The following is a 22,637-nucleotide window of genomic DNA, read 5'->3' as shown; positions in this document are numbered from 1 at the left end:
GTGAAACCGGCGACAGCGACATGTGGATCTACCAGGACTTGGGCAGACTTGTGAACGGATGTCACACTCGTCCACCCGGCGGAAGGGGGACCGTGAACGTCGAGTTCCGCGTGCTCGGACCTCTCGAAGTGCTGCTCGACGGCGAGCCGGTGACCGTCGCAGGTGGACGCGGGCGCGTGTTGCTCGCAACGTTGTTGCTGCGCCCCAACCAGTTCATGTCGGTGGACGAGCTCATCGACCGCCTGTGGGAAGGCGAGCCGCCCACGGCCGACCGGGCGCACAAGACGTTGCAGACGACGGTCCTGCGCCTCAGGCAGGCCCTGGGCGAGGCCAACTGCGTGCGCACGACTCCTGGCGGTTATCTGGCTGAGGTCCGGCCGGAGGAGCTCGACCTGCTGAGGTTCCGCGAGCTGGTGAAGACAGGTGACTTCGCGTCGGCCACGGAGCTGTGGCGTGGTCCGGCGCTCACGAACGTGGCGTCGGACGCGTTGCACCGCGACGACTTGCCGCGGCTCGAAGCCGAACGCCTCGACGCGCTGGAACGTCGCATCGACGCCGACCTCGGCCGCGGCCGGGCGAGCGACCTCGTGACCGAGCTGATCGCGTTGACCAGGCAGCACCCGCTGCGGGAACGGTTCTGGGCCCAGCGGATGACCGCGCTCTACCGCTCCGGACGGCAGGGTGAGGCGCTCGAGAGCTACCGCGAGCTCACCAGGTTGCTGGCCGACGAGCTGGGCGTCGACCCGTCACCGGAACTGAGGCAGCTGCACCTCGCGCTGCTCAACGGTGACGTGCTGGAGCCCTCCGGCCGGAAGTCGGTCTGCCAGCTGCCGCCCGACACCGCCGGCTTCGTCGGCCGGGCGGAGCTGTTCAGCAAGATCGAGGAGAAGCTCGCGGCACCGGGTGTGCCGGTGGTCGTCCTGACCGGTGCTCCCGGCGTCGGCAAGAGCGCGTTCACGATCAAGGCCGCGCATCGGCTGCGTCCTCGCTTTCCCGACGGCCAGCTTTTCGTCCGGCTCAACGGCGCCGGTGGTGCCCCGCGTGAACCGGTGGAGGTCCTCGCCGAGCTGTTGGTCGCCTTGGACGTGCCCGCTTCCGCTTTGCCGGACGGCGTGGAAGCGCGCAGTGCTGCTTTCCGCGCGCGGCTGGCCGATCGCGCGATGCTGGTGGTGCTGGACGACGCGGCCGGCCCCGACCAGGTGCGGCCGCTGTTGCCGGGCACGGCCGGGTGCGCGGTGCTGATCAGCAGCAGGAATCAGCTCGTCCAGGTTGAAGGGGCGCAGAGCGTACGCGTGCCGCCGCTCGGGGGCGACGACGGGATCGCGTTGCTGTCGAGCATCGTCGGAGCCGAACGGGCCGCCACTGACCAGGCTGCGGTCAGCGCGATCGCCGGTGCGTGCGGCGGCCTTCCGCTCGCACTGCGGGTCGCGGGGGCACGCCTGGTCGCGCGTGAGTCGTTGCCGCTGAGCTCACTGGCCCGCCGGTTGTCCGACGAACGTCACCGCCTGGACGAGCTCACCATGGGCGACCTGGAGGTGCGTGCGGCGTTCGGGCCCAGCTACGAGGCGCTGCCGGCCGACGCGGCCACGGCGTTCCGCAGGCTCGGTCTGCTCGGCGCCACGGACGTCGCGTCGTGGGCGGTGGGCGTGTTGGCCGACGGTGATGGCGAGCGCCTCGTCGAACGGCTCGTGGAAGCGAACCTGCTCGACGAGGTGGGCGTCGATGCGACCGGTGAGCCCCGCTACCGCCTGCACGACCTGCTCGCGGTGTACGCCGCCGAGCTCGTGCGGGAGGAGGACGAACAGGTCGTGCAGGCGGCCATGCGCAACTACATCGCGTTGCTCACGACCCTCGCCGACGTGGCCGTCGCGGACTGGGTCGGAGCCGATGCGTTGCCGTTGCAGCCCATCGTGGCCTCGACCGCACTGGATCGCGCCGAGATCGCGCGGTTGGCAGGGGACGACCAGCGGCTCCTGGTAGCCGAGATGGTCAACATCGACCGGGCGATCACGTACTGCCTGCGGGCGAACTGGATCCAGGAAGCCGCTCACCTCGAGGATCGCGCGCTCTACTACCTCGACGTCTACTACTCCCACGAGCGGGTCGTACAGCTCCGCGAACTGCTTCGAGAGGCGGCGTTCGCCAACGGCGACGAGCTCGTGGCGTGGCGCTCACACCTGGATCTGCTCCACCAGCAGGTGACGCGTGGTGTCACCGACGAGAATCTCGCCGGGTACGCGCGATGCGCCGACGCATTCGAGGCCATCGACGCTCAGGCGGAGCTGGCCGTCGCATTGGGTTCGCTGACTTACTACACGATGGTCCACACCGGGCAGCCGCAGGTGGCGCTGGCCGAGCGGGCCGTGGTCGCAGCGCGGGCGAGTGGACTGCGGCAGCTCCTGTCGGGCAGCTTGCGGGAGCTGGGCATGATGCTCGCCGCCGGCGGGCGCTACGAGGAATCGGTGCGACTCATGGACGAGGCGTTGGCGACCGCTCGTGGCGGTGCCCCGGACGAGGCCGCACTCGTGCTCAGCAGGATCGCGTCGAGCGCACTGGCCAACGGTGATCTCGAGCGGGCGAGTGCGGCGAGCCGTGAGGCGTTGGAGCTGATGGTGAAGCTCGATGAGAACAGAGGTACCGCCTACTGCACGACCCAGGTGGCCCAGGTCGATCTCGCGCTCGGAGACGCGGCGCTCGCGCTGGCCGGTGCGCAGCAAGCTCTTTCCCTGTTCGAAGGACTCGGCGAGCGGCGCGGCGCCGTGCGCGCGGTGGCCGTGGTCGTCGAGGCGACTCTGGCGCTTGAGCTGTACGGCAAGGTGATCGACATGGCCACCGCCGCCCTGGAGGATTACGCCGATGCCGGTGACGCAGTTGCCGAGCAACGACTGCGGGCCGCGCTGGCGGAGGCCCGGCGAAAGGCGTGATCGGTGACCGTCGAGTTCCGGGTGCTCGGCCCGCTGGAAGTGCTGGTCGGCGGCGAACCGGTGGAGGTGCCGGCTGGTCGCGGACGGGTGCTGTTGTCGACGTTGTTGTTGCGCGCCAACCAGTTCGTCTCAGTCGACGAGCTGGTCGAACGGCTGTGGGACGGCGAGCCACCGTCGCCTGACCGGGGCCACAAGACCCTGCAGATGGTCGTCACCCGCCTGCGGCAGGCGCTCGGCCCCGCCAGCTGCGTGCGCACGGCCAGCGGCGGCTACCGGGCGGAGATCGGACAGGACGAGCTGGACCTGCTGCGGTTCCGCGCACTGGCGGGTTCCGGCGACTTCGCCGCGGCCGCCGCGTTGTGGCGCGGACCGGTGCTCGGCAACGTCAAGTCGGACGCGCTGCACCGCGACGACGTGCCGCGGCTGCTCGACGAACGGCTCGTCGTGCTGGAACGCCGGATCGACGCCGACCTCGACCGCGGTCACGCCGTTGAACTGGTGGCAGAGCTGCGGTCGCTGGTGGCCGATCACCCGATGCGCGAGTCGTTCTGGCGGCAGCTGATGCTCGCGCTCTACCGCTCCGGTCAGCAGGCCGAGTCGCTCGCGGCGTACCAGGAGATCCGGACGCTGCTCGCGGACGAGCTGGGCGTCGACCCCGGACCGGCGTTGCGCGACCTGCACCAGCGAATCCTCCGCGCGGACGTCGGCCACGTGGATCGCCGGGCGGTGCCACGCCAGTTGCCGGCCGGGGTGCACAACTTCGTCGGCCGCGACGAACAACTTTCGTTGCTGGGCAAGGAGAACGGGATCACCGTGGTGCACGGCGCCGGTGGCGTCGGCAAGACGGCCCTCGCGCTGCAGTGGTCGCATTCGGTGCGGCAGGACTGTCCAGATGGCGACCTCTACCTGAACCTGCGGGGGTTCGACCGCGAGGCGCAGCCGGTCAGTCCCGGCCAGGCGGCGGAGTTCCTGCTGCTCGGGCTGGGCGTGAAGGACCTGCCGGCCGGCGAGGAGGCGCGGTTCGCGTTGCTGCGGACCGAACTGGCCGGGCGGCGGATGTTGCTGGTGCTGGACAACGCGGCCACGAGCCAGCAGGTGTTGCCGCTGCTGCCGGGCACGTCCAGCGTCCGGGTGCTCATCACGAGCCGCAACCAGCTGCGCCCGCTCATGGTCCGGTACGGCGCGACGAGCGTTGCGTTGCAGCAACTGGACAACGACGAGTCGGGTGCGCTGCTCGCCGCGGTGCTGGGGGCCGCACGGCTCGACGCGGAACCCGAGGCTGTCCGCGAGATCGTCGAACAGTGCGCCGGATTACCGTTGGCGCTGCGCGTTTTCGCCGAACGGGTGGCGCGGTTCCCGGACACCCCGCTGCACGAGTTCGCCGCCGAGCTGCGCACCGAGCGGCTCGACGCGTTGACCGACTTCGACGACATCGACGTGCGCGCGGTGTTCTCGTGGTCGTACCGGGCGCTCGACCCCGCATCCGCCCGGATGTTCCGCCTGCTGTCCGTCCATCCCGGAGCCGATCTCGACGTCAGCGCCGCGGCCGCACTGGCCGGAGTGACCGTCGCACACGCACGCCGGCTGCTGGAACGGCTCGTCGCGGACCACCTCGTGCAGACCCGTTCACCAGGTCGTTACGACATGCACGACCTGTTGCTCGCCTACTCTGCCGAGCTGTGCGGTGACGACGAGGCCGCCGCGTTGAGGCTCACGGAGTGGTACGTCCACACCCTCGAGAACGCCGTGGCACTGCATGAGGCCAGCCAGGCGATGCAGGCCGGAGAGAGGTCGACCGATGTCGTGCCGCAGCACTTCTCGACGCGGTTGGACTCTCTCGCCTGGTGCCGCAACGAGTGGGACAACCTCGGTGCGGTGATGTACGCGGCCATCGCTCGGGGTTGGGACCTGCTGGCCCAGATGGTCCCGGTGCACCTGCGCACGCACACCCTCATCGAACGGGTTCGCGATCGTGAGCTCGTGCCGATGTTCGAGGCGGTCCAGGACCTCGGCTCCTCGCGCGAGCGGGGCATGCTCAAGCTGAAGCTCGCCTCGATGTACGTCGACGTCAAGCGGTTCGAGGACGCCCTGCACGGTTTCGAGACGGCGCTTCCACTCGTGTATGAGGCTGGAGAGTTGGTCGCCGCGGCGTCCGGCCTGAACAACATGAGCATCGCGTACCTGTCGACAGGCAGGCGTGAGGAGTCGCTCGACTGCAACCGCCGCAGTCTCGCGCTGGCGATCGAGACCGGTCAGCTGCACCTCGAGTGCATCTGCCTGGCCAACATCATGGGAACGCTCAACAACCTCCGTCGTTACGAGGAGGCGCTCCAGGAAGGGGAACGGGCGCGGGCAGCCCTCCGCAGGTCCGGTGACGAGTACCTGTCCGCACGGACGGAGTCCATGATCGCTGTTCCGCTGGCCGCGCTCGGCAGGCTCGACGAAGCACTCGTCGTCTTGGAACAGTGCATGGTGGGCCTGCGGAAGTTCACCGACGTGCGCACGCAGATCGTGACGCTGGAAGAAGGCCTGGGCCCGGTGCTGTTCCGGCTGGGGCGGCACGACGACGCGGTGCGGGCCTGGGAACAGGCGTTGGAACTGGCTCGTGCCGTGGGCAACGACCGGGCGGCGGGGCTGGAGACGAAGCTCGCGCTGGTGCGCGGACCGGGACCTGAGTGAGTGCGACCTTTGCCATCCGTGATGTCCAGGCCTGCCGCATCGGGTAAGCATGTGCCCGGAAGAGGGGAAGGTGCATGAGCCTGCACGTCGCGGTCGACTTCGGCACGTCGAGCACCTGCGTCGCCGTCTCGGTGCACGGCCGGGAGCCGCAGGTCGTCGTGTTCGACGGCCAGCCGCTGGTGCCGTCCGCCGTGTTCGCCGCCGCCGACGGGACGTTGTTCGTCGGTCACGAGGCCGAGCGCCAGGCCGCGGTCGACCCTGCCCGCTACGAGCCGCACCCGAAGCGCCGCGTCGACGAGGGTGAGCTTCTGCTGGGCAGCACTGTGCTGCCCGTTGTGGATGTCGTGCGCGCGGTGCTGACCCGTGCGGTCGGAGAAGCGCGCCGGGTCGGTGGCGGGGCACCCGTCGATCTGCTCGTCCTCACCCATCCCGCTGACTGGGGAACTGTTCGCACCCGAGTGCTGCTTCAGGCGGCGCGGGGGCTTGGCCGCGAGCTCGTGCTCGTGCCGGAGCCCGTGGCGGCCGCTGTCTTCCACTCCGCGAGCCACTCCGTTCCCGACGGTGCAGCGCTCGCCGTGCTCGACCTCGGTGGCGGAACGGTCGACGCGAGTGTGGTGACGCGCACGGGCAAGAGCTTCCGGGTGCTGTCCGCCAAGGGCGACCCGACCTTCGGTGGTGCGGACGTCGACCAGGCGTTGCTGGAGCACGTCGGCGGGCTGGTCGCGGCCAAGGACCCCGAGGCGTGGCGGCAGCTCGTCGAAGGCCGCGAGATGGCCGACCGGCGCAAGCGGCGGGTGCTGCGCCAGGACGTGCGGGGTGCCAAGGAGACGCTGTCCCGGCACGCCTACACCGACGTGCCGATGCCGCCGCCGTTCCCCGACGCGCACGTGACGCGGTCCGACCTGGAGCAGTTGATCACCGCGCCGCTGAGCAGGGCGGCCGCTCTGGTCGGCGCCGCCGTGCGTGACGCCGGTCTCGCACCTCAGCAGTTGGCCGGGGTGTTCCTCGTCGGCGGGTCGAGCCGGATTCCGCTCGTCGCGCGGATGGTCCACGAGCACATCCGGGTGGTGCCGACGAGCATCGACCAGCCGGAGACCGTCGTCGCCCGCGGCGCGTTGCGGGCCGTCAGCCTCGACCCGGAACGGACCGGCGGTATGGCGCCCCAGGGCTCCCTGCAGACGCCGCCGAAGGGCGGTCCTGGTGAGGTGACCCACAACCTGCGGGTGACCGACGACACCACCCGCAAGATCACCCGCCGGATCACGCCGCCGCCCGTCGCGCAGTTCCCGTCCGCGTTCCCCACCGCGCAGCCGCCTCGGCAGAAGAAGAGCAAAGCACCGCTCTTCATCGCGATCGGCGTCGTGCTGGTGCTCGCGGCGGCCGGCGCCGGCGGTTACTGGTGGCTGAACCGGAAGGAAGCGCAGCAGCAGAACCCGCCGGTCAACCAGATCGCCGTGTACGACTACCGCTTCACCCTGCCGGACGGGTGGGAGCAGACGGGCGGTTTGCCGAAGGACCGGCAGGTGCTTTTGCAACCGGTCGACCGCAAAACGACCGGCGGGGAATCGCCCGCCGACCGCATTGCTGTGCAGGAGCAAACCCTCCAATACAACAGCGATGTGGATCGCCCGCGTGCGCTCAAAGAACTGCAGGACCAATACGACAAGCGCGCCAAGGACGGCGAGAAGGTCTCCGGATTTGCTGATGCGACCACATTCGCGGGCAAGTCTGTTGTTCACTATCGCGAAGAAGTGAGCGGAGCCGGAGTGGACTGGTACATCCAGTTCGTCGGCAAGGTCCAGGTGAGCGTGGGCTGCCAGGCGACCGACGCAGGCAAGGCGGCCGTCCGCAGCGCCTGCGAGCAGATCGTCCGCTCGCTGGACATCAAGCAGCCGCAGTGACGTCAGGGGAGTAGCCAATGTCCGCCACCGAGGCCCTGAGCCGGTTCCGCGCAGAGGTGGGAGCCGCCGTCACCCGTGCCCGTCGCGCCGCCGGTGAGGCCGGTGAACGCAATGCCAAGCTGCGGGAACGCACGAGTGACCTGGCCAGGCAGGCTCGCGAACGCCGGGTCGAGCCCGGCGCATCGGCCACTTCGCCGGACGTGCGTGCAGCGGCCACCGGGTTCCGCGCCGACCGCGGACTGCCCGTCGAGCAGTTGCCGGACGCCGCGGAACTCACTGCTCCACCTGCTCCAGTGCCGGCTGAGACACCGCCGCCGGTCACTCTCGGTTCTGCCGCCGTCGCCGGTCCGAGTGGGCAACTTCCTCGTATGAGTGACGATGACGAGGACTTTTCGCAGTCGCGAATCCTCTACTGACACCTGGTTTCACCCGACACCGTTTACAAGCGCAACTACTTCCAAAGAAGTCGCGACAGGGTGGAACCGACGTGGCAGGGTCCTCGTCGGAAGAGGCGTACGAACCAAGAAGTACGACCTGAAGTTCTAGAGCAGGGGGAATCTCCCATGTCCGGTGGAGCATTTGTAGTTACTACCGCTGACCTCGACGCGCTGGCGAAGCACATCGGCGACATCAGCGACCAGATCCAGGGCGAGGCGCGGACGGTCCAGGGTGCCGCTGAGCAGGTTGCGAACAGCTGGGGCGGCGACGCCTACACGGCCTTCCGGAACCTCATGGAGCGCATGAACACGGACGTCAACAAGCTCAACGAGGCGCTGCGCGAGATCCAGACCCAGATCGCCAGCACCGCCGACGTCTACGCGCGGAACGAGGAAGAGCAGGCGTCGTCCGTCCAGAACATCTCGAGCCGTCTCTGATCTTGACCGTCACTCACGCCGCTTTCACGCTTCAGACTCACTCAAGGGGAGATAACAAATGATCAAGGCTACTTTCGCGGAGATCTCGGCGGCCGCCGCTACGATCTCGAGCTCGTCGAAGGCGATCGACGACCTGAACGACCAGCTCAAGGCGCAGGTCGACAAGACCCTCGCGGCCTGGGAGGGTGCCTCGGGTGAGGGCTACCAGGCCGCGCAGAAGAAGTGGGCCGACTCGTCCGCGGACCTGAACGCCGTCCTCGCCGCGATCGGTACCGCCGTGCAGCAGGCCTCCGAGGCGTACGCCCAGGCCGAGCAGCAGAACACCGCCCGCTGGTAAGGCGCTGCGTCACTGCAAGACTCTCGCGAGCCCCGGAACCACGTGGTCCGGGGCTCGCGTACGTCCGGAGCAAGGGTGTTCGGAGGGGCCGTTTTGGTCCCCGCACCACCCATCCGGTATCTTCTTACGTTGTTGTGCGGTAGCTGGCGCCCGTGTGTGCCGCGCCTGTCTCGGAACCACCGCTTGGCCAGTCCAAGATCGGTCTGGGGCAACCGCCGCAGTGACCCCAGACGCAAGTGACGACGAGGTAGATCCGTGCGCACGTACAGCCCGAAGCCCGGTGAGGTGACCCGCACCTGGCACGTGATCGACGCCCAGGACGTGGTGCTCGGCCGGCTCGCCACCCAGGCCGCGACGCTGCTGCGCGGCAAGCACAAGCCGACCTATGCGCCTCACGTTGACACCGGTGACTTCGTGGTCATCATCAACGCTGACAAGGTCGCTCTGACCGGCTCGAAGCGCGACCAGGAGTTCCAGTACCGCCACTCCGGCTTCCCCGGTGGTCTGCGCAAGCAGTCCTTCGGCGAGGTTCTGGACACGCGTCCGGACCGCCTGGTGGAGAAGGCGATCAAGGGCATGCTGCCCAAGAACCGCCTGGGCCGTCAGATCGCGAACAAGCTGAAGGTCTACAGCGGACCGAACCACCCGCACGCGGCGCAGCAGCCGCAGGCCTTCGAGATCAAGAAGATCGCCCAGTGAGCGACGAGTACACCGAGGAAGTTCCTGTGACCACCCCTGAGAACGAGACCCCCGAGGCCGTCGAGGCCGTCGAGGTCGAGGCCGAGGTCGTCGAGGCTCCCGAGGCCGAGGCCGCCGAGGCTGAGGTCGTGGAGACCTCCGCGCCGGTGGTCGCGCCCTCGCTGAACGGCGCCGCGCACCTCGCACAGACCGTCGGCCGCCGCAAGGAGGCCGTCGTCCGCGTCCGCCTCGTGCCCGGCACCGGCAAGTTCACCCTGAACGGCAAGGCCCTCGAGGACTACTTCCCGAACAAGGTGCACCAGCAGCTCATCAAGGAGCCGCTCGTCACCACCGAGAAGCCCGAGACCTTCGACGTGATCGCCAACCTGCGTGGCGGCGGCATCACCGGCCAGGCCGGTGCGCTGCGTCTCGCCATCGCGCGTGCGCTGATCGCCGTCGACTCCGAGGATCGCCCGGCCCTGAAGAAGGCCGGCTTCCTCACCCGTGACCCGAGGGTCAAGGAGCGCAAGAAGTACGGTCTGAAGAAGGCCCGCAAGGCGCCTCAGTACTCCAAGCGCTAAGCGTCCAGCTCAGCTGTACCTGCGGGAGCAGCAGTTCATCTCGAACTGCTGCTCCCGCAGTGTTTCCCGGGTCTTTCCAGCCGCCTCGCCGTGTCCATTTCGGAGGATTCATGGCCCGCCTGTTCGGCACCGACGGAGTGCGTGGTCTCGCCAACGCCGATCTCACCCCAGAGCTCGCGATGTCCGTCGCAGCCGCAGCGGCACGTGTGCTCGCTGAGCACGACCGTTCTCACCGCCCGGTCGCCGTCGTCGGCCGCGACCCCAGGGCGAGCAGCGAGATGCTCGACGCCGCCGTCACCGCGGGCCTCACCTCGGCCGGCGCGGACGTCCTGCGGGTCGGCGCGCTGCCCACGCCGGCTGTCGCGCACCTCGTCGCCGCGCTCGGCGCCGACATCGGCGTGATGATCTCCGCGTCGCACAACGCGATGCCGGACAACGGGATCAAGCTCTTCGCCGCGGGCGGCCACAAGCTGCCCGACGAGGTCGAGGACGAGATCGAGCAGCTCATGGGCACCGGCTTCGAGCGCCCCACCGGTGCCGCGATCGGCCGGGTGCGCGACGTCGTCGACGCCGAGACCCAGTACGTCGAGCACCTGCTCAAGGTCACACCGCACCGCCTCGACGGCCTCAAGGTCGTGGTGGACTGCGCGAACGGTGCCGCGTCGGTGGCCGCACCGGACGCGTACCGCCGCGCGGGGGCCGAGGTGATCGCGATCAACGCGACCCCGGACGGCCTCAACATCAACGACGGCTGTGGTTCTACGCACATCGACGTGGTGGCTGCGGCGGTCCGCGAGCACGGTGCCGACCTCGGCATCGCGCACGACGGTGACGCCGACCGCTGCCTCGCCGTGGACGCCGAGGGCAACGCCGTCGACGGCGACCAGATCCTCGCCATCCTCGCGCTCGCCATGCGCGACGCGGGCGAGCTGTACGAGGACACGCTCGTCGCCACGGTGATGAGCAACCTCGGCCTGCACCTCGCCATGAAGGCCGAGAACATCCGCCTGCGCACCACCGCGGTGGGCGACCGCTACGTGCTGCAGGACCTCAAGGCCGGCGGCTACTCCCTCGGCGGCGAGCAGTCCGGCCACGTGGTGCTGCCCGCGCACGCCACCACCGGCGACGGCCTGCTCACCGCGTTGCGCCTGATGGCCCGCATGGCCGAGACCGGCAAGTCTCTGGCCGACCTCGCGTCGGTGATGCGCCGCCTGCCGCAGGTCCTGATCAACGTGAAGGTCTCGGACAAGGCCGCCGTCGCCAAGGCCGCGTCGGTCAGCGAGGCCGTGGCCGCCGTCGAGGCCGAGCTGGGTGACACCGGTCGCGTGCTGCTGCGCCCGTCCGGCACCGAGCAGCTCGTGCGGGTGATGGTCGAGGCGACGAGCCACGAAGAGGCGGAGTCGGCAGCGCAACGCCTGGCGGGTGTGGTTTCCTCGGTCCACTGAGGATCTTCGGAGGACTGCTGTGGCTATCTGGTTGGTGCTGTTCCTGCTGCTGGTGCTGGTGACGCTCGGGGTGGTCCTGGTGGTCGTGCTGACCACCAGGCGCAAGCCCGCGCAGCCGCCGTATCCGCCGCAGCAACAGTTCCCATCAGGTCAGCAGGGTTATCCGCACCAACCGGCACCGGGTCACCAGCCGTACCGGTCGCAGGGGCAGCAGCCTCCCGCGCAGAACGGCTGGTGACCGGCAGTGATCAAAATCGGGCCGCTCGAGCTCCTGGTCATCCTCTTCCTGCTCGCGGCCGGCGGCGTCGTCCTGGCGGTCGTGCTCTCCAAGCGGAAGAAGCCGCCGTACCCGCCCCACCAGGGCTATCCGCCGCCTCCGCAGGGGCCGTACCCGCCGCAGGGCCCGCCACCCGGTCAGCAGTGGCCGCCGCAGGGGCCGCCCCCTGGACCGCAGTGGCCCCAGCAACCGCCTGGTCAGCAGCCACCGCCGCCCAATCAGCGGTGATCGTCGGCGATTGCCGCCGAATGGCTGTTTACTAAGGCAACCGACATCACCGAGCTCCGGTCAGCGCATGAGCGGAGCTGGCACTGTATGGCGGAACCCGATGAGGCCGAATTGCGTCAGATCGGGGACAAGGGGAGGCGAGCAATGGCTGGGTTCGGCGTACAGTCCGGCGATTTGACCAAGACGGCGGGGACGTACGAGGCCGAGGGATCACAACTGATCCAGATGAAGTCCTCGCTGACACCGGGCGTGGGGGCCGGTCACGTCGGTCGCAAGTTCCAGGGCCGTGCCGCCGAGTACAAGACCTTCTTCGACAAGCTCGGCGTCAGCGTCGAGAAGTTCGGCAAGGAGGCGACCGGCATCGCCACTCGGCTGAAGGACGTCGCGAAGACGTACGAGCAGACCGAGGACCAGTCCTCGAACCAGTTCAAGGGGTAGCGAGTCGTGGCGGACCAGAACGAGATCAAGAAGCTCCTCGACGACCCCAACGTCAGCCCGGAGACCAAGAAGCAGCTCGTCCCCGCGCTCGCCGGCGCCGGCGCTTCCGACGAGGACGTCGAGCGCTACGGGAAGGCCAACGGTGTCGAGGTCCCGAGCGATCCCGGCGTCGGCAGCTACCTGCTCGGCGCGGCGCTCGCCGTTCCCACGGCCGGCATCAGCATGGGCGTGGTGGCGGGCAAGGAGATCGACCGCGCCGCGTGGGAGACGAAGGGCGGAGACGCCGACCAGCTCGTCCAGAAGGCCAAGAGGGAGCAGGAGCTCGGCGCCGGCCAGAAGGTCCTGAACGAGCAGGGCGACGTGCCGAACAGCAACACGCTGCTCGACGCCGGCTCCGGCGGCCTGCGCTTCTACGAGCTGTTCATCCCGGTCTACCAGAAGGCCGCACAGGCCTGCGGTCACCAGGGCACGGCGCCGACCAGGGACGCCGTCTGCAAGCAGTACGACGAAGTCCGCGACATCGACTTCGCCAAGTTCCGCGAGGACGCGCACAAGCTCGACGAGAACGTCCGCAAGCTGCAGAACCACGACAACACGCTGGGCGCCGCGTGGAACGGGCTCGGCTCGTGGGAGGGCGGCGCCGCAGAAGCCGCGCGCGGCTACCACGACAAGTTCGCGACCACCTCGAAGACGTTCGTCGGGCAGATGGGCGGCGCGCCCGGCGCGATCACCGGCGGCGTCACGAACATCCAGAAGCAGGTCAAGGAGTTCGCGCAGCACGTCCACGACCAGTACTCCGAGAAGTGCGGTGGGCTGACCGTCCAGGAGGCCGAGACGGCCATCAGGCACGCGAACGGCGACCTCTACGAGAACGACGGCGGCATCCTGGACTGGCTGACCGGCGTTCCCGGACCGATCTCCGGCGCCGTGCTCGGTGCGGTCTGCGGTGGTCCCCTCGGCATGCTCGCCGGTCTCGGCTGGGGCAGTTGGATCTCGAGCACCCGTGAAGGGATCATCAACGACGCCAAGGAGAAGCTCAGGGCACTCTGCCAGGAGTTCGACTCCAAGAAGAAGGCGTTCGACGGCTACTGCCAGGCCGTGCAGCAGGGTGTCGACGCCAGCTACACCGCCATGTTCACCGGCCTGAACCAGGCAGCGGGCGAGGACCCGTTCGGCAAGGTCGGCGACCCGCCCTCGTTCAGCGACGCCGGCAAGGACGGCAAGAAGGTTCCACCTGGCGGTGGCGGCCCTCCCGGTGGTGGCGGCGGTGGCGGCACTCCGCCCGGTGGTGGTGGCGGCGGTGGCACGCCCGAGATTCCCAAGCCGGAGAACCCGCTCGACAAGGACGGCGACGGCAAGCCGGACGTCCCCGGTGACACCGATGGCGACGGCAAGCCCGACGACCTCGACGGCGACGGCAAGCCGGACCAGCCCAAGCCGGAGGAGAACCTCGAGACCGTCACGGTCAAGGCCGGCGACAACACGATCAAGGTCACGGAGCCCGACTCGAACGGGCACGTGAAGATGACGATCGACACGCCGAAGGGCGAGCCGAAGACCTACGACCTGGACTTCAGCAAGAACCCGGAGGCCGCCAAGGCGCTGATGGGGCAGAACGGCGCCCAGGCCATCACGAACATGGCCAACACGCTGACCCAGGGCGGGACGCCGGCGCAGGGTTCGCAGGCGCCCGGTGCGCCGGGCCAGACGGGCGGCACGCCCGCGCCAGGTGGCGGCGCGCCGCCGGCCGCCGGACCGCTGGGTTCGGAGTCGAACCCGATCCCGGTCGAGGTCGGCGCCGACGGCAAGATCCACATCGAGCAGGACGGCGTCAACTTCACCGCCGAGGTCAACGCCGACACCGGTGAGATCAACCTGACCGCGGACAACGGCGACGGCACGCCCGACCAGATCGGTGTGAGCTTCGGCGAGGACGAGAACCCGGCCGCGCAGACCCCTGGTTCCGAACCGGGTGAAGGCGGTCGCGGTGGCGAGGGCGGCCGCGGCGGTGTGGACGGGCCGGGCTTGGACGACGGCCTGCGTCTGCCGGAGTCCGAGTTCCCACAGCCGATGCCCGCCGACGGTGGCGTCACGACGTTGCCTGCCGACGCCGGGTTCCAGCCGATGCCGGCCCCTGCCGACGGGTTCCAGCCGATGCCGGCGCCCGCCGACGGTGGCGTCACGACGATGCCCGCCGGAGCCGAGTTCCAGCCGATGCCGGCGCCTGCTGCCGCAGAGCAGCAGATCTGGAGCCAGCCGGCTCAGGACGCCCACTTCGGCCAGCCAGGTCTGGGCGAGCGCTTCCAGGAGTCGATGGGACGCAACTACATCGAGGACAACGGCATCATGCCGAGCCACGGTGAGCCGAAGATCACCGCGTCGGACACCACGTCGACCTCCGGTGTCTCCTTCACCGGCGGTGGCTCCGGCAGTGAGTCGGTGCTCGGAGGCTCCACCCCGGAAAGCGCCTGGAACAGCCCGAGCCAGGGCGACAGCGGCAACGCGTTCAACACCAACGCCTCCGAAGCCGGCCAGCCCGGTTCCGCGAGCCTGCCGTCCATGCAGGACGGTGCCCACGGACAGGCCCCTGCCGGTGGGTCCGCCGGCGGCATGATGGGTGGCGGGATGATGGGCGGCGGCATGATGGGTGGTGCCGGCGCGGGTGGTCAGCAGGGCGGCGACTCCGAGCGGGGCGCCAGCCAATGGCGCACCACGGGCACGTTGTTCGACGACGACAACAACAACCCGTTGAGCACCGTGCTGGGTGACGACCGAGGAGAGGCTCCCAACCCATGGCGATGATCGGGGAAGTCGACCCGAAGATCCAGGCGTTGTTCGACGAGAGCCTCGCCCAGAGCCGTCGGGCCACGGCAGAGGTGACCGCCGAGCTCAAGGCCGACCAGGACCGGCTGGCCGCCGAGGCGAAGGCGCGCGCGGAGAAGCACGAGCGGGCCCTCACCGAAGCGCGCGAGAGTGCCGAGAACGTCGCCAAGCAGGGCGAGAAGCAGCAACCGCGCAAGCCCCAGTGGGAACGCCCGGAGCGCGGGACTGGAGAGATGGCGTTCGGCCCGGAGGACGACGACGGCGGCTACGCGCGCCCCGCGTCTGCCGCGCCGCCGGTGGCACCGCCAGTGGCTCCGCCGCCACCGGTCGCGCCGCCGCCACCGGTCCGTTCGCGTCGCCCGGCGCCGGTGGACGATGACGACGACCTCAGCGGCCAGACCTGGCTGAGCTGACCTGAAGTCAGGCGGGGCGCCTGCGCAGGGCGTCCCGCTGGAAGACGAGGTTCGCGTTCTTCAGGTCGCTGTCGAGCAGCTCGTCGTACGTCCGCTCGCCGGTCAGCACCCGCAGCAGGAACGCGGTCACGAACGCCCGGCCGAGCTTGTGCGACCCGCGCTCGGCCCGGCCGTCCAGCATGAGCTCGCTCCAGTGCCGTCCCTCGGTGAACCCGAGGTGCGAAGCCTTGGGCAGCAACCGGAACTGCACCGGCCCGCCCCAGGCCTGGGCGATCGCCTCGGAGTGTCCGACCGGCGGCGCGATGCGGTCCTCGCCGGCCGCGAGGTGCAGGCCGGGGACGCGAACGTCGCGGGCGGCGTCCAGTGCGGACGGCCGCGTCTCCGTTGCGGCCAAAGTCACAACGGCACGAACGCGCTCGGCTTCCGCGGCGGCCAGCACGGCCGCGCCACCACCCATGGAGTGCCCGGCCAGTGCCACGCGCGCCGGGTCCACGCTGATGTCACCGGATCCCAGCCGCACGCCGGTGCAGATGTCCAAAGTGGTCAGCAGGTTCGCGGCCAGCACTCGGGAGGACAGCAGCGGTCCGCGCTCCACGGCCGGTGCCGCGGCGACAACTCCCCACGAGGCCAGGTGCCGCAAAAGACCGTGGTAGCGGCGGACTGGCTGCATCCAGCCGTGGCCGAGCGCGACGGCGGGCAGGCCGAGACCGGCGGACGGCGTGAAGATCACGCCAGGCAGGCCGACGAGCGCGAGGTCGCCGCGCAGCACGGTGTGCGGACCGGGCCTGCTGAGCTGCTCGAGGGCCTGTTTCGCGGTCAGCGTGATCACGCGGCGAGCCATGGGGTGAACCGTAGTCGATCCTGTCGCGCGCACCACACCCGAGATTGGTCTACACCACATGGCGGCCTGACCAGCGCAAACGCGGCGTGCTCGTTCATTAGGGTTACCGGCGTGGTCTAGCTAGTCTGTTTCTCGTGTGCGGAATCGTGGGATACGTGGGTCACCAGCCGGCGCTCGACGTCGTGCTGGACGGGCTGAGGCGGCTCGAGTACCGGGGTTACGACTCGGCAGGCATCGCGGTCGTCGCCGGCGGCGAGCTCGCCGTCGAGCGCAAGGCAGGGCGGCTGCAGAACCTGGAGACGCGGCTCGACGAGGTGGGCCGCGACAACTTCGCGGGCACCGTCGGCATGGGCCACACGCGGTGGGCGACGCACGGCGCGCCGATCGACCGCAACTCGCACCCGCACCGCGACGCGACGAACCGCGTCGCCGTGGTGCACAACGGCATCATCGAGAACTTCCTCGCGCTGCGGGCCGAGCTCGAAGGCCTCGGCGTCGAGATGACGTCCGACACCGACACCGAGACGGTCGGGCACCTCGTCGCCATCGCCTACAACGACGGCGACACGAAGGGCGACCTGCCTGCCAGCGTGCGCAAGGTCGTGAACCGCCTGGAGGGCGCGTTCACGCTCGTCTTCACCCACGCCGACGAGCCCGACACCGTCGTCGCCGCGCGCCGCAACTCCCCGCTGGTCGTCGGCGTCGGTGAGAACGAGTACTTCGTCGCGAGCGACGTCGCCGCGTTCATCGCGCACACCAAGGAAGCCGTCGAGCTGGGCCAGGACCAGATGGTCGTGCTCACCCGCGACGGCTACGAGGTCACCGACTTCGCCGGCGAGCCTGCCGAGGCCAAGCCGTTCACGGTCAACTGGGACCTCAGCGCCGCCGAGAAGGGCGGCCACGAGTACTTCATGCTCAAGGAGATCGAGGAGCAGCCGGAGGCGCTGGCGAACACGCTGCGCGGCCACTTCGCGAACGGCCGGATCGTCCTCGACGAGCAGCGCCTCTCCGACCAGGACCTGCGCGACGTCGACAAGGTCTTCGTCATCGCCTGTGGTTCCGCCTACCACTCCGGTCTTGTCGCGAAGTACGCGATCGAGCACTGGACCCGCCTGCCCGTCGAGGTCGAGCTGGCCTCCGAGTTCCGCTACCGCGACCCGGTGCTCGACCGCGACACGCTCGTCGTCGCCGTGTCGCAGTCCGGCGAGACCGCGGACACGCTGGAGGCCGTGCGCCACGCCCGTGCGCAGAAGGCCCGCGTGCTGGCCGTCTGCAACACCAACGGCGCGCAGATCCCCCGCGAGTCGGACGCCGTCCTCTACACGCACGCCGGTCCGGAGATCGGTGTGGCGTCGACGAAGGCGTTCCTCGCCCAGATCGCCGCGAACTACCTGGTGGGCCTGGCCCTGGCGCAGGCCCGCGGCACCAAGTACCCGGACGAGGTCGCGCGCGAGTTCCACGAGCTGGAGGCCATGCCGGAGGCCGTGCAGCGCGTGCTCGGCACCGTCGAGCAGGTCCGCGCACTGGGCCGCGAGCTGGCCGACTCGAAGGCGGTGCTGTTCCTCGGCCGCCACGTCGGTTACCCGGTAGCTCTCGAAGGCGCTTTGAAGCTCAAGGAGCTCGCCTACATGCACGCGGAGGGCTTCGCGGCCGGCGAGCTCAAGCACGGCCCGATCGCGCTGATCGAGGAGAACCTCCCGGTCGTCGTGGTCATGCCGTCGCCGAAGGGCCGCGCCGTCCTGCACTCGAAGCTGGTGTCGAACATCAGCGAGATCCAGGCCCGCGGCGCCCGCACGATCGTGATCGCCGAGGAGGGCGACGAGACCGTGCGCCCGTTCGCCGACCACCTGATCGAGATCCCGGCCGTCCCGACGCTGCTGCAGCCGCTCATCTCGACGGTGCCGCTGCAGGTGCTGGCCGCCGAGATCGCCCGCAGCCGCGGCTACGACGTGGACAAGCCCCGCAACCTGGCGAAGTCCGTTACGGTCGAGTGAGTGAGAGGCGTCTGGCACACCGAACGCGTCAAGTCCGCTGAAGAAGAGCTCATGGCGGTGGTCCCGCCAGGCTCGCTGATGCGAAAAGCCGCGTTCGGTGTGGCCACTCACGCCTTGCGCTTGCTGGCCGGCCGACGCCGCGTCACGTTGCTCGTCGGTGCCGGCAACAACGGCGGCGACGCCCTCTGGGCCGGCTACTTCCTGCGCCGTCGCGGTGTCGCGGTGTCCGCTGTGCTGCTCAACCCGGCCAAGGCGCACGTCGAGGGGCTCGCTGCCTTCCGTCGTGCCGGTGGCCGGATCGTCTCCGAGGTCGGCACCCCAGACCTGGTGATCGACGGCATCGTCGGCCTGTCGGCGCGCGGTCCGCTGCGGCCCGCGGCAGCCGACCTCGTTGCTTCGGTGCGGGCCCCGATCCTGGCTGTTGATCTTCCTAGCGGTGTTGATCCCGACACCGGCGAGATCTCCGGTCCTTGCGTGCGTGCCCACACCACGGTCACCTTCGGCGTTTTGAAGCCCGTGCACGCGCTGGCCGACTGCGGTGACGTGCACCTGGTCGACATCGGTCTGCGTCCGACGGATCCGGACTTCGTGCTGCTCGACCCTTCCGACATCACCTGGCCGGTGCCGGGCCCGTCCGACGACAAGTACACGCAGGGCGTCACGGGCGTGGCCGCCGGCAGCGCCACTTACCCAGGCGCCGCAGTGCTTTCGACGGGTGCCGCGGTTCTGGCGACTTCGGGCATGGTCCGCTACGCCGGCCCGGCCGCCGACGCGATCCGCGCGCGCTGGCCCGAGACCATCTGCACCGGTTCGATCACCGACGCGGGCCGCGTGCAGGCCTGGGTCGTCGGGCCGGGCATGGGCACCGGGTCGTCGTCGGCGGAGGTGCTGCGGTTCGTGCTGGACGCCGGGGTGCCGGTGATCGCCGACGCGGACGCCATCACGCTGCTCGCGTCGCACCCGGAGCTGTGGGACGCCCGCGATCCGGACGCTGCGCTCGTGCTGACGCCGCACGACAGGGAGTTCGAGCGGCTGGCCGGGCCGGTGGGCGCGGATCGTGTTGCGGCGGCGCGGAAGGCTGCTCAGCGCTTCAACGCCGTGGTGCTGCTGAAGGGACATCGGACCGTGGTGGCGGCGCCGGACGGACGGGCGCTGGTGAACTCGGCGACGTCGTCGTGGCCTGCGACGGCCGGATCGGGCGATGTGCTGTCGGGCATCATCGGCGCGCTGCTCGCCGGTGGGGTGGACCCGTTCCTTGCTGCGGGGTGTGCCGCGTACGCGCACGTGCTGGCGGCCGAGCTGGCGGCTGAGGGCGCTCCGGTGCCGGCGTCGGGCCTGATGGCAGCGATCCCGCGGGCGATCCGGCTCATTCGAGGCCGCTGAGCTGCCCTTTCCGCACCATTCCCGATCTTGTCGGTGCCGCCTGGGAGAATGAGATCAGGGGACCCCCTGGAGGGGACCCCTGCGTCAGCGCGGGCCTGAGCGCTCGCTCACACCTGTTGAGCTGCGCAGTCATGGCACGATGAACAGGTTATGGCCCGTTCAGAAGTGGTAGTCGACCTCGGTGCATTGCGGCACAACGTCGCACTGCTCGCCGGCCTTGCCCCCAACTCCGACACGATGGCTGTCGTCAAGGCGGACGGCTACGGCCACGGCGCGGTGGAAGTCGCCAGGGCCGCACTCGAAGCAGGCGCCACCTGGCTCGGTTCCTGCTCCACGCAGGAAGCCCTCGCGCTCAGAGCAGCCGGCATCCGCGCGCCCATCCTGGCCTGGCTCGACGCCCCGGACGAGGACCTCGCCGCCGGCATCGCGGCCGACGTCGACATGTCCGTGTCGTCCCTCCAGGACCTGCGCCGCATCGAGCAGGCCGCCGAGGAGGCCGACGCCCGGCCGAGACTGCACCTCAAGATCGACACCGGCCTGAGCCGCAACGGCTGCCAGCCGCAGGACTGGCCGGAGCTGGTCGACCAAGCGAAGAAGCACGACGTCGTCGCCATCTGGTCGCACCTCGCGTGCGCGGACGAGATCGGCCACCCGTCGGTCGACCTGCAGGCCAAGCGGTTCGACGACGCCTACGAGATCGCCAAGGCTCACGGCCTCGACCCCAAGCGGCACATCGCCAACTCCGCGGCCCTGCTGACGAGGCCGGATCTGCACTTCGACATCGTGCGGCCCGGCATCGCGATCTACGGGCTCAACCCCGTGCCGACCGACCACGATCTGCGCCCGGTGATGAGCTACCGGTCGCACGTGGCGCTCACGAAACGTATCCCCGCAGGCGAGTCGGTCTCCTACGGCATGACATGGACCGCGCAGAACGACACGACGCTGGCACTGGTCCCTGCCGGGTATGCGGACGGCGTTCCGAGGGCACTCTCCGGCCGGATGGAAGTGCTCCTCGACGGGAAGCGCCGCCCGGTGGTCGGGCGTGTCTGCATGGACCAGATCGTCGTGGACTGCGGGAACGACGAGATCTCCGAGGGTGCGGAGGTCGTCCTGTTCGGCGACGGGCGCCGGGGGGAGCCGACGGCGACGGAGTGGGCGGAGCTGACCGGGACGATCGACTACGAGATCGTCTGCGGGATGTACCGGCCGCGGGTGCGGAGGATCTACACGTGAAGCCGGTGTGGAAGGTCGTCGGGTGGGTCGGTGGTGCGCTCGGTGCCGCCGTCGCAGCCGGTGCTGTCGCGCAGACCGCGAAGGTGTCGCACGAGCGCAAGACGGCCGTCGACAGCCTTGCCGAGGAACCGTTAGGCCAGCTGCGGCCCGATCGCGAGTCGACCGTGGCCGCAGACGACGGCGTGCCGATCTCCGTCGAGGAGGTCGATCCCGCTGACGGTGGCGAGGCCGACATCACCGTCGTGCTGGTGCACGGGTTCGCGCTGGACCGCCGCTGCTGGCACTTCCAGCGCCGCGACCTCGCCGAGCTGATCGACCCGCGCGTGCACCAGGTGCTCTACGACCAGCGCAGCCACGGCCGCTCCGGGCGGTCCGCGCCGGAGGCCAGCACCATCGACCAGCTCGCGCTCGACCTCGACGCGGTGATCCGCTCGGTCGTGCCGAACGGTCCGCTCGTGCTCGTGGGCCACTCCATGGGCGGCATGACGATCATGGCGCTCGCCGAGAAGCAGCCCGAGCTCTTCGCCGAACGGGTGCGCGGCGTCGCGATGATCGGCACGGCGGCCGGTGCCGTGGGTGGCGCGGGGCTGCCGAAGTCCGTGCTGTCGCGCTACAACCCGGTGACGCTGGGCATCGGCCGGCTCGCCGGTGTGCAGCCCGCGCTCGTCGAGTGGGTGCGCAAAGGCACGAAAACTCTTACCTGGAGCGGCGTCCGCGCGTTGGCGTTCGGTGACCGCAAGGTGGCTCCGTCCCTTGTGGACCTGATGGAGAAAATGATCAACGGGACGACGGTGAAGGTGCTCACCGAGTTCCTGGAGACCCTCGGCACGCACGACCGCTACAAGGCGCTCGCCGGGCTGCGGCACTGCGACGTGCTGATCCTGAGCGGCGACGCGGACAAGCTCACGCCGTTCTCGCACGCCGAGCGGATGGCCGAGGAGATGCCGCACGCCACCCTCGTCCGGGCCCCCGGTGCCGGGCACATGGTGATGATGGAGCAGGCTGACCTCGTCAATGACCACCTGGTCGCGCTGATCGAACGGTGCGCGGCCGATCGCGGAGAGAGTCGGAAGAAGTGGTGGCGCCGAGCGTGAAGACCGTCGAACTGCCCCTGGTGGAGGACACCGAGGAGTTCGGCCGCAAGCTGGGTGAAGTCGTGCGGGCGGGCGACCTGTTGCTGCTCGCCGGGCCGTTGGGTGCGGGCAAGACGGCACTGGTGCGCGGGCTCGCGCGCGGCCTCGGTGTGCAGGGCAGGGTGTCGTCGCCGACGTTCGTCATCGCCCGCGTCCACGAGCCCGCGGAGGGCGGCCGGGGCGTGCCGCTGGTGCACGTCGACGCATACCGGCTCGGGGGTCACCTGGACGAGCTAGACGATCTTGATCTGGACACGGATCTGGTCGATGCCGTGGTCGCCGTCGAGTGGGGCGAGGGTGTCGCGGAACGCCTGAGCGAAGATCATCTGCTCATCCGGCTGGAGCGTGGAATCGATGACGTTCGCACGGCCGAGTTGGTCCCGCACGGCGAGTGGGCGGCTCGTAACCTGCCTGTGTGATGTTGTGCAACGCATGGGGTGATGGTCCGTAA

Annotated in this window: 20 protein-coding genes; 19 read left to right on the top strand and 1 reads right to left on the bottom strand. The window is 69.7% G+C overall.

The window, feature by feature from the left end; genetic code table 11:
- The first annotated feature begins 92 nt into the window (after positions 1-92).
- From DI276_RS06220 to DI276_RS06155, 14 genes are all read left to right on the top strand, one after another.
- The gene (locus tag DI276_RS06220) at positions 93-2,924 is read left to right on the top strand and encodes an AfsR/SARP family transcriptional regulator (RefSeq protein WP_198680486.1); all 2,832 of its coding nucleotides are present in this window, start codon (positions 93-95) and stop codon (positions 2,922-2,924) included.
- Positions 2,925-2,927: 3 nt separating this feature from the next.
- On the top strand, positions 2,928-5,603 hold the full coding sequence (locus tag DI276_RS06215; RefSeq protein ID WP_112262323.1) for an AfsR/SARP family transcriptional regulator: 2,676 nt from the start codon (positions 2,928-2,930) through the stop codon (positions 5,601-5,603).
- Between the two features lie 74 nt (positions 5,604-5,677).
- Entirely contained in the window at positions 5,678-7,504 is a 1,827-nt protein-coding gene (locus DI276_RS06210) for a type VII secretion-associated protein (protein ID WP_112262322.1), read from the top strand.
- Between the two features lie 17 nt (positions 7,505-7,521).
- Positions 7,522-7,920: a hypothetical protein gene (locus tag DI276_RS06205; RefSeq protein WP_112262321.1), complete on the top strand. Its 399-nt coding sequence runs from the start codon at positions 7,522-7,524 to the stop codon at positions 7,918-7,920.
- A gap of 147 nt (positions 7,921-8,067) precedes the next feature.
- The gene (locus DI276_RS06200; RefSeq protein ID WP_112262320.1) at positions 8,068-8,379 is read left to right on the top strand and encodes a WXG100 family type VII secretion target; all 312 of its coding nucleotides are present in this window, start codon (positions 8,068-8,070) and stop codon (positions 8,377-8,379) included.
- 58 nt (positions 8,380-8,437) lie between these two features.
- On the top strand, positions 8,438-8,716 hold the full coding sequence (locus DI276_RS06195; RefSeq protein ID WP_112262319.1) for a WXG100 family type VII secretion target: 279 nt from the start codon (positions 8,438-8,440) through the stop codon (positions 8,714-8,716).
- Positions 8,717-8,971: 255 nt separating this feature from the next.
- Complete coding sequence (gene rplM, locus DI276_RS06190; protein ID WP_030472013.1) at positions 8,972-9,415, top strand: 50S ribosomal protein L13; 444 nt, start codon at positions 8,972-8,974, stop codon at positions 9,413-9,415.
- Between the two features lie 26 nt (positions 9,416-9,441).
- A complete protein-coding gene (gene rpsI, locus DI276_RS06185) occupies positions 9,442-9,975 on the top strand; it encodes a 30S ribosomal protein S9 (protein ID WP_109632781.1) in 534 nt (177 codons plus the stop codon).
- 110 nt (positions 9,976-10,085) lie between these two features.
- Positions 10,086-11,420 (top strand): phosphoglucosamine mutase, encoded by a 1,335-nt coding sequence (gene glmM / locus DI276_RS06180; protein ID WP_112262318.1) that lies wholly within the window; start codon positions 10,086-10,088, stop codon positions 11,418-11,420.
- 19 nt (positions 11,421-11,439) lie between these two features.
- The gene (locus DI276_RS06175; RefSeq protein ID WP_112262317.1) at positions 11,440-11,658 is read left to right on the top strand and encodes a hypothetical protein; all 219 of its coding nucleotides are present in this window, start codon (positions 11,440-11,442) and stop codon (positions 11,656-11,658) included.
- A gap of 6 nt (positions 11,659-11,664) precedes the next feature.
- A complete protein-coding gene (locus DI276_RS06170) occupies positions 11,665-11,925 on the top strand; it encodes a hypothetical protein (protein ID WP_198680494.1) in 261 nt (86 codons plus the stop codon).
- 174 nt (positions 11,926-12,099) lie between these two features.
- Positions 12,100-12,363: a WXG100 family type VII secretion target gene (locus DI276_RS06165; RefSeq protein WP_157984545.1), complete on the top strand. Its 264-nt coding sequence runs from the start codon at positions 12,100-12,102 to the stop codon at positions 12,361-12,363.
- A 6-nt stretch (positions 12,364-12,369) separates the two neighbouring features.
- A complete protein-coding gene (locus DI276_RS06160) occupies positions 12,370-15,165 on the top strand; it encodes a hypothetical protein (protein WP_112262315.1) in 2,796 nt (931 codons plus the stop codon).
- Positions 15,156-15,599, top strand: coding sequence for a hypothetical protein (locus tag DI276_RS06155; RefSeq protein ID WP_112262314.1), 444 nt, complete (start codon positions 15,156-15,158; stop codon positions 15,597-15,599). Before DI276_RS06160 ends, DI276_RS06155 begins: the two co-directional genes overlap by 10 nt.
- Before the next feature lie 7 nt (positions 15,600-15,606).
- Here the strand turns inward: DI276_RS06155 and DI276_RS06150 are convergent, their stop codons facing one another.
- Positions 15,607-16,440, bottom strand: coding sequence for a dienelactone hydrolase family protein (locus DI276_RS06150; RefSeq protein WP_112262313.1), 834 nt, complete (start codon positions 16,438-16,440; stop codon positions 15,607-15,609).
- Between the two features lie 134 nt (positions 16,441-16,574).
- Here DI276_RS06150 and glmS point away from each other — a divergent pair, with 134 nt between their 5' ends.
- The 5 genes from glmS to tsaE all read left to right on the top strand — a co-directional run bounded on the left by glmS (position 16,575) and on the right by tsaE (position 22,605).
- Positions 16,575-18,434, top strand: a complete 1,860-nt coding sequence (gene glmS, locus DI276_RS06145) for a glutamine--fructose-6-phosphate transaminase (isomerizing) (RefSeq protein WP_112262312.1) — start codon at positions 16,575-16,577, stop codon at positions 18,432-18,434.
- Positions 18,435-19,817 (top strand): NAD(P)H-hydrate dehydratase, encoded by a 1,383-nt coding sequence (locus tag DI276_RS06140; RefSeq protein WP_112262311.1) that lies wholly within the window; start codon positions 18,435-18,437, stop codon positions 19,815-19,817.
- A 150-nt stretch (positions 19,818-19,967) separates the two neighbouring features.
- On the top strand, positions 19,968-21,053 hold the full coding sequence (alr, locus tag DI276_RS51855) for an alanine racemase (RefSeq protein ID WP_112262310.1): 1,086 nt from the start codon (positions 19,968-19,970) through the stop codon (positions 21,051-21,053).
- Positions 21,050-22,147: an alpha/beta fold hydrolase gene (locus tag DI276_RS06130; RefSeq protein ID WP_232836490.1), complete on the top strand. Its 1,098-nt coding sequence runs from the start codon at positions 21,050-21,052 to the stop codon at positions 22,145-22,147. Before alr ends, DI276_RS06130 begins: the two co-directional genes overlap by 4 nt.
- A complete protein-coding gene (gene tsaE, locus DI276_RS06125; protein ID WP_232836489.1) occupies positions 22,144-22,605 on the top strand; it encodes a tRNA (adenosine(37)-N6)-threonylcarbamoyltransferase complex ATPase subunit type 1 TsaE in 462 nt (153 codons plus the stop codon). Before DI276_RS06130 ends, tsaE begins: the two co-directional genes overlap by 4 nt.
- Positions 22,606-22,637 lie beyond the last annotated feature (32 nt).

This window comes from Lentzea terrae, from assembly GCF_003265345.1.
Lineage (GTDB): Bacteria > Actinomycetota > Actinomycetes > Mycobacteriales > Pseudonocardiaceae > Lentzea > Lentzea terrae.
This window is presented reverse-complemented; position numbering and strand designations above follow the sequence as displayed.

Coding starts and splice junctions, on each gene's coding strand:
- DI276_RS06200 (WP_112262320.1), top strand. CDS start 8,068: ATGTCCGGTGGAGCATTTGTAGTTACTACCGCTGACCTCGACGCGCTG.
- glmM (WP_112262318.1), top strand. CDS start 10,086: ATGGCCCGCCTGTTCGGCACCGACGGAGTGCGTGGTCTCGCCAACGCC.
- DI276_RS06155 (WP_112262314.1), top strand. CDS start 15,156: ATGGCGATGATCGGGGAAGTCGACCCGAAGATCCAGGCGTTGTTCGAC.
- DI276_RS06150 (WP_112262313.1), bottom strand. CDS start 16,440: ATGGCTCGCCGCGTGATCACGCTGACCGCGAAACAGGCCCTCGAGCAG.
- alr (WP_112262310.1), top strand. CDS start 19,968: ATGGCCCGTTCAGAAGTGGTAGTCGACCTCGGTGCATTGCGGCACAAC.
- DI276_RS06210 (WP_112262322.1), top strand. CDS start 5,678: ATGAGCCTGCACGTCGCGGTCGACTTCGGCACGTCGAGCACCTGCGTC.
- DI276_RS06205 (WP_112262321.1), top strand. CDS start 7,522: ATGTCCGCCACCGAGGCCCTGAGCCGGTTCCGCGCAGAGGTGGGAGCC.
- DI276_RS06195 (WP_112262319.1), top strand. CDS start 8,438: ATGATCAAGGCTACTTTCGCGGAGATCTCGGCGGCCGCCGCTACGATC.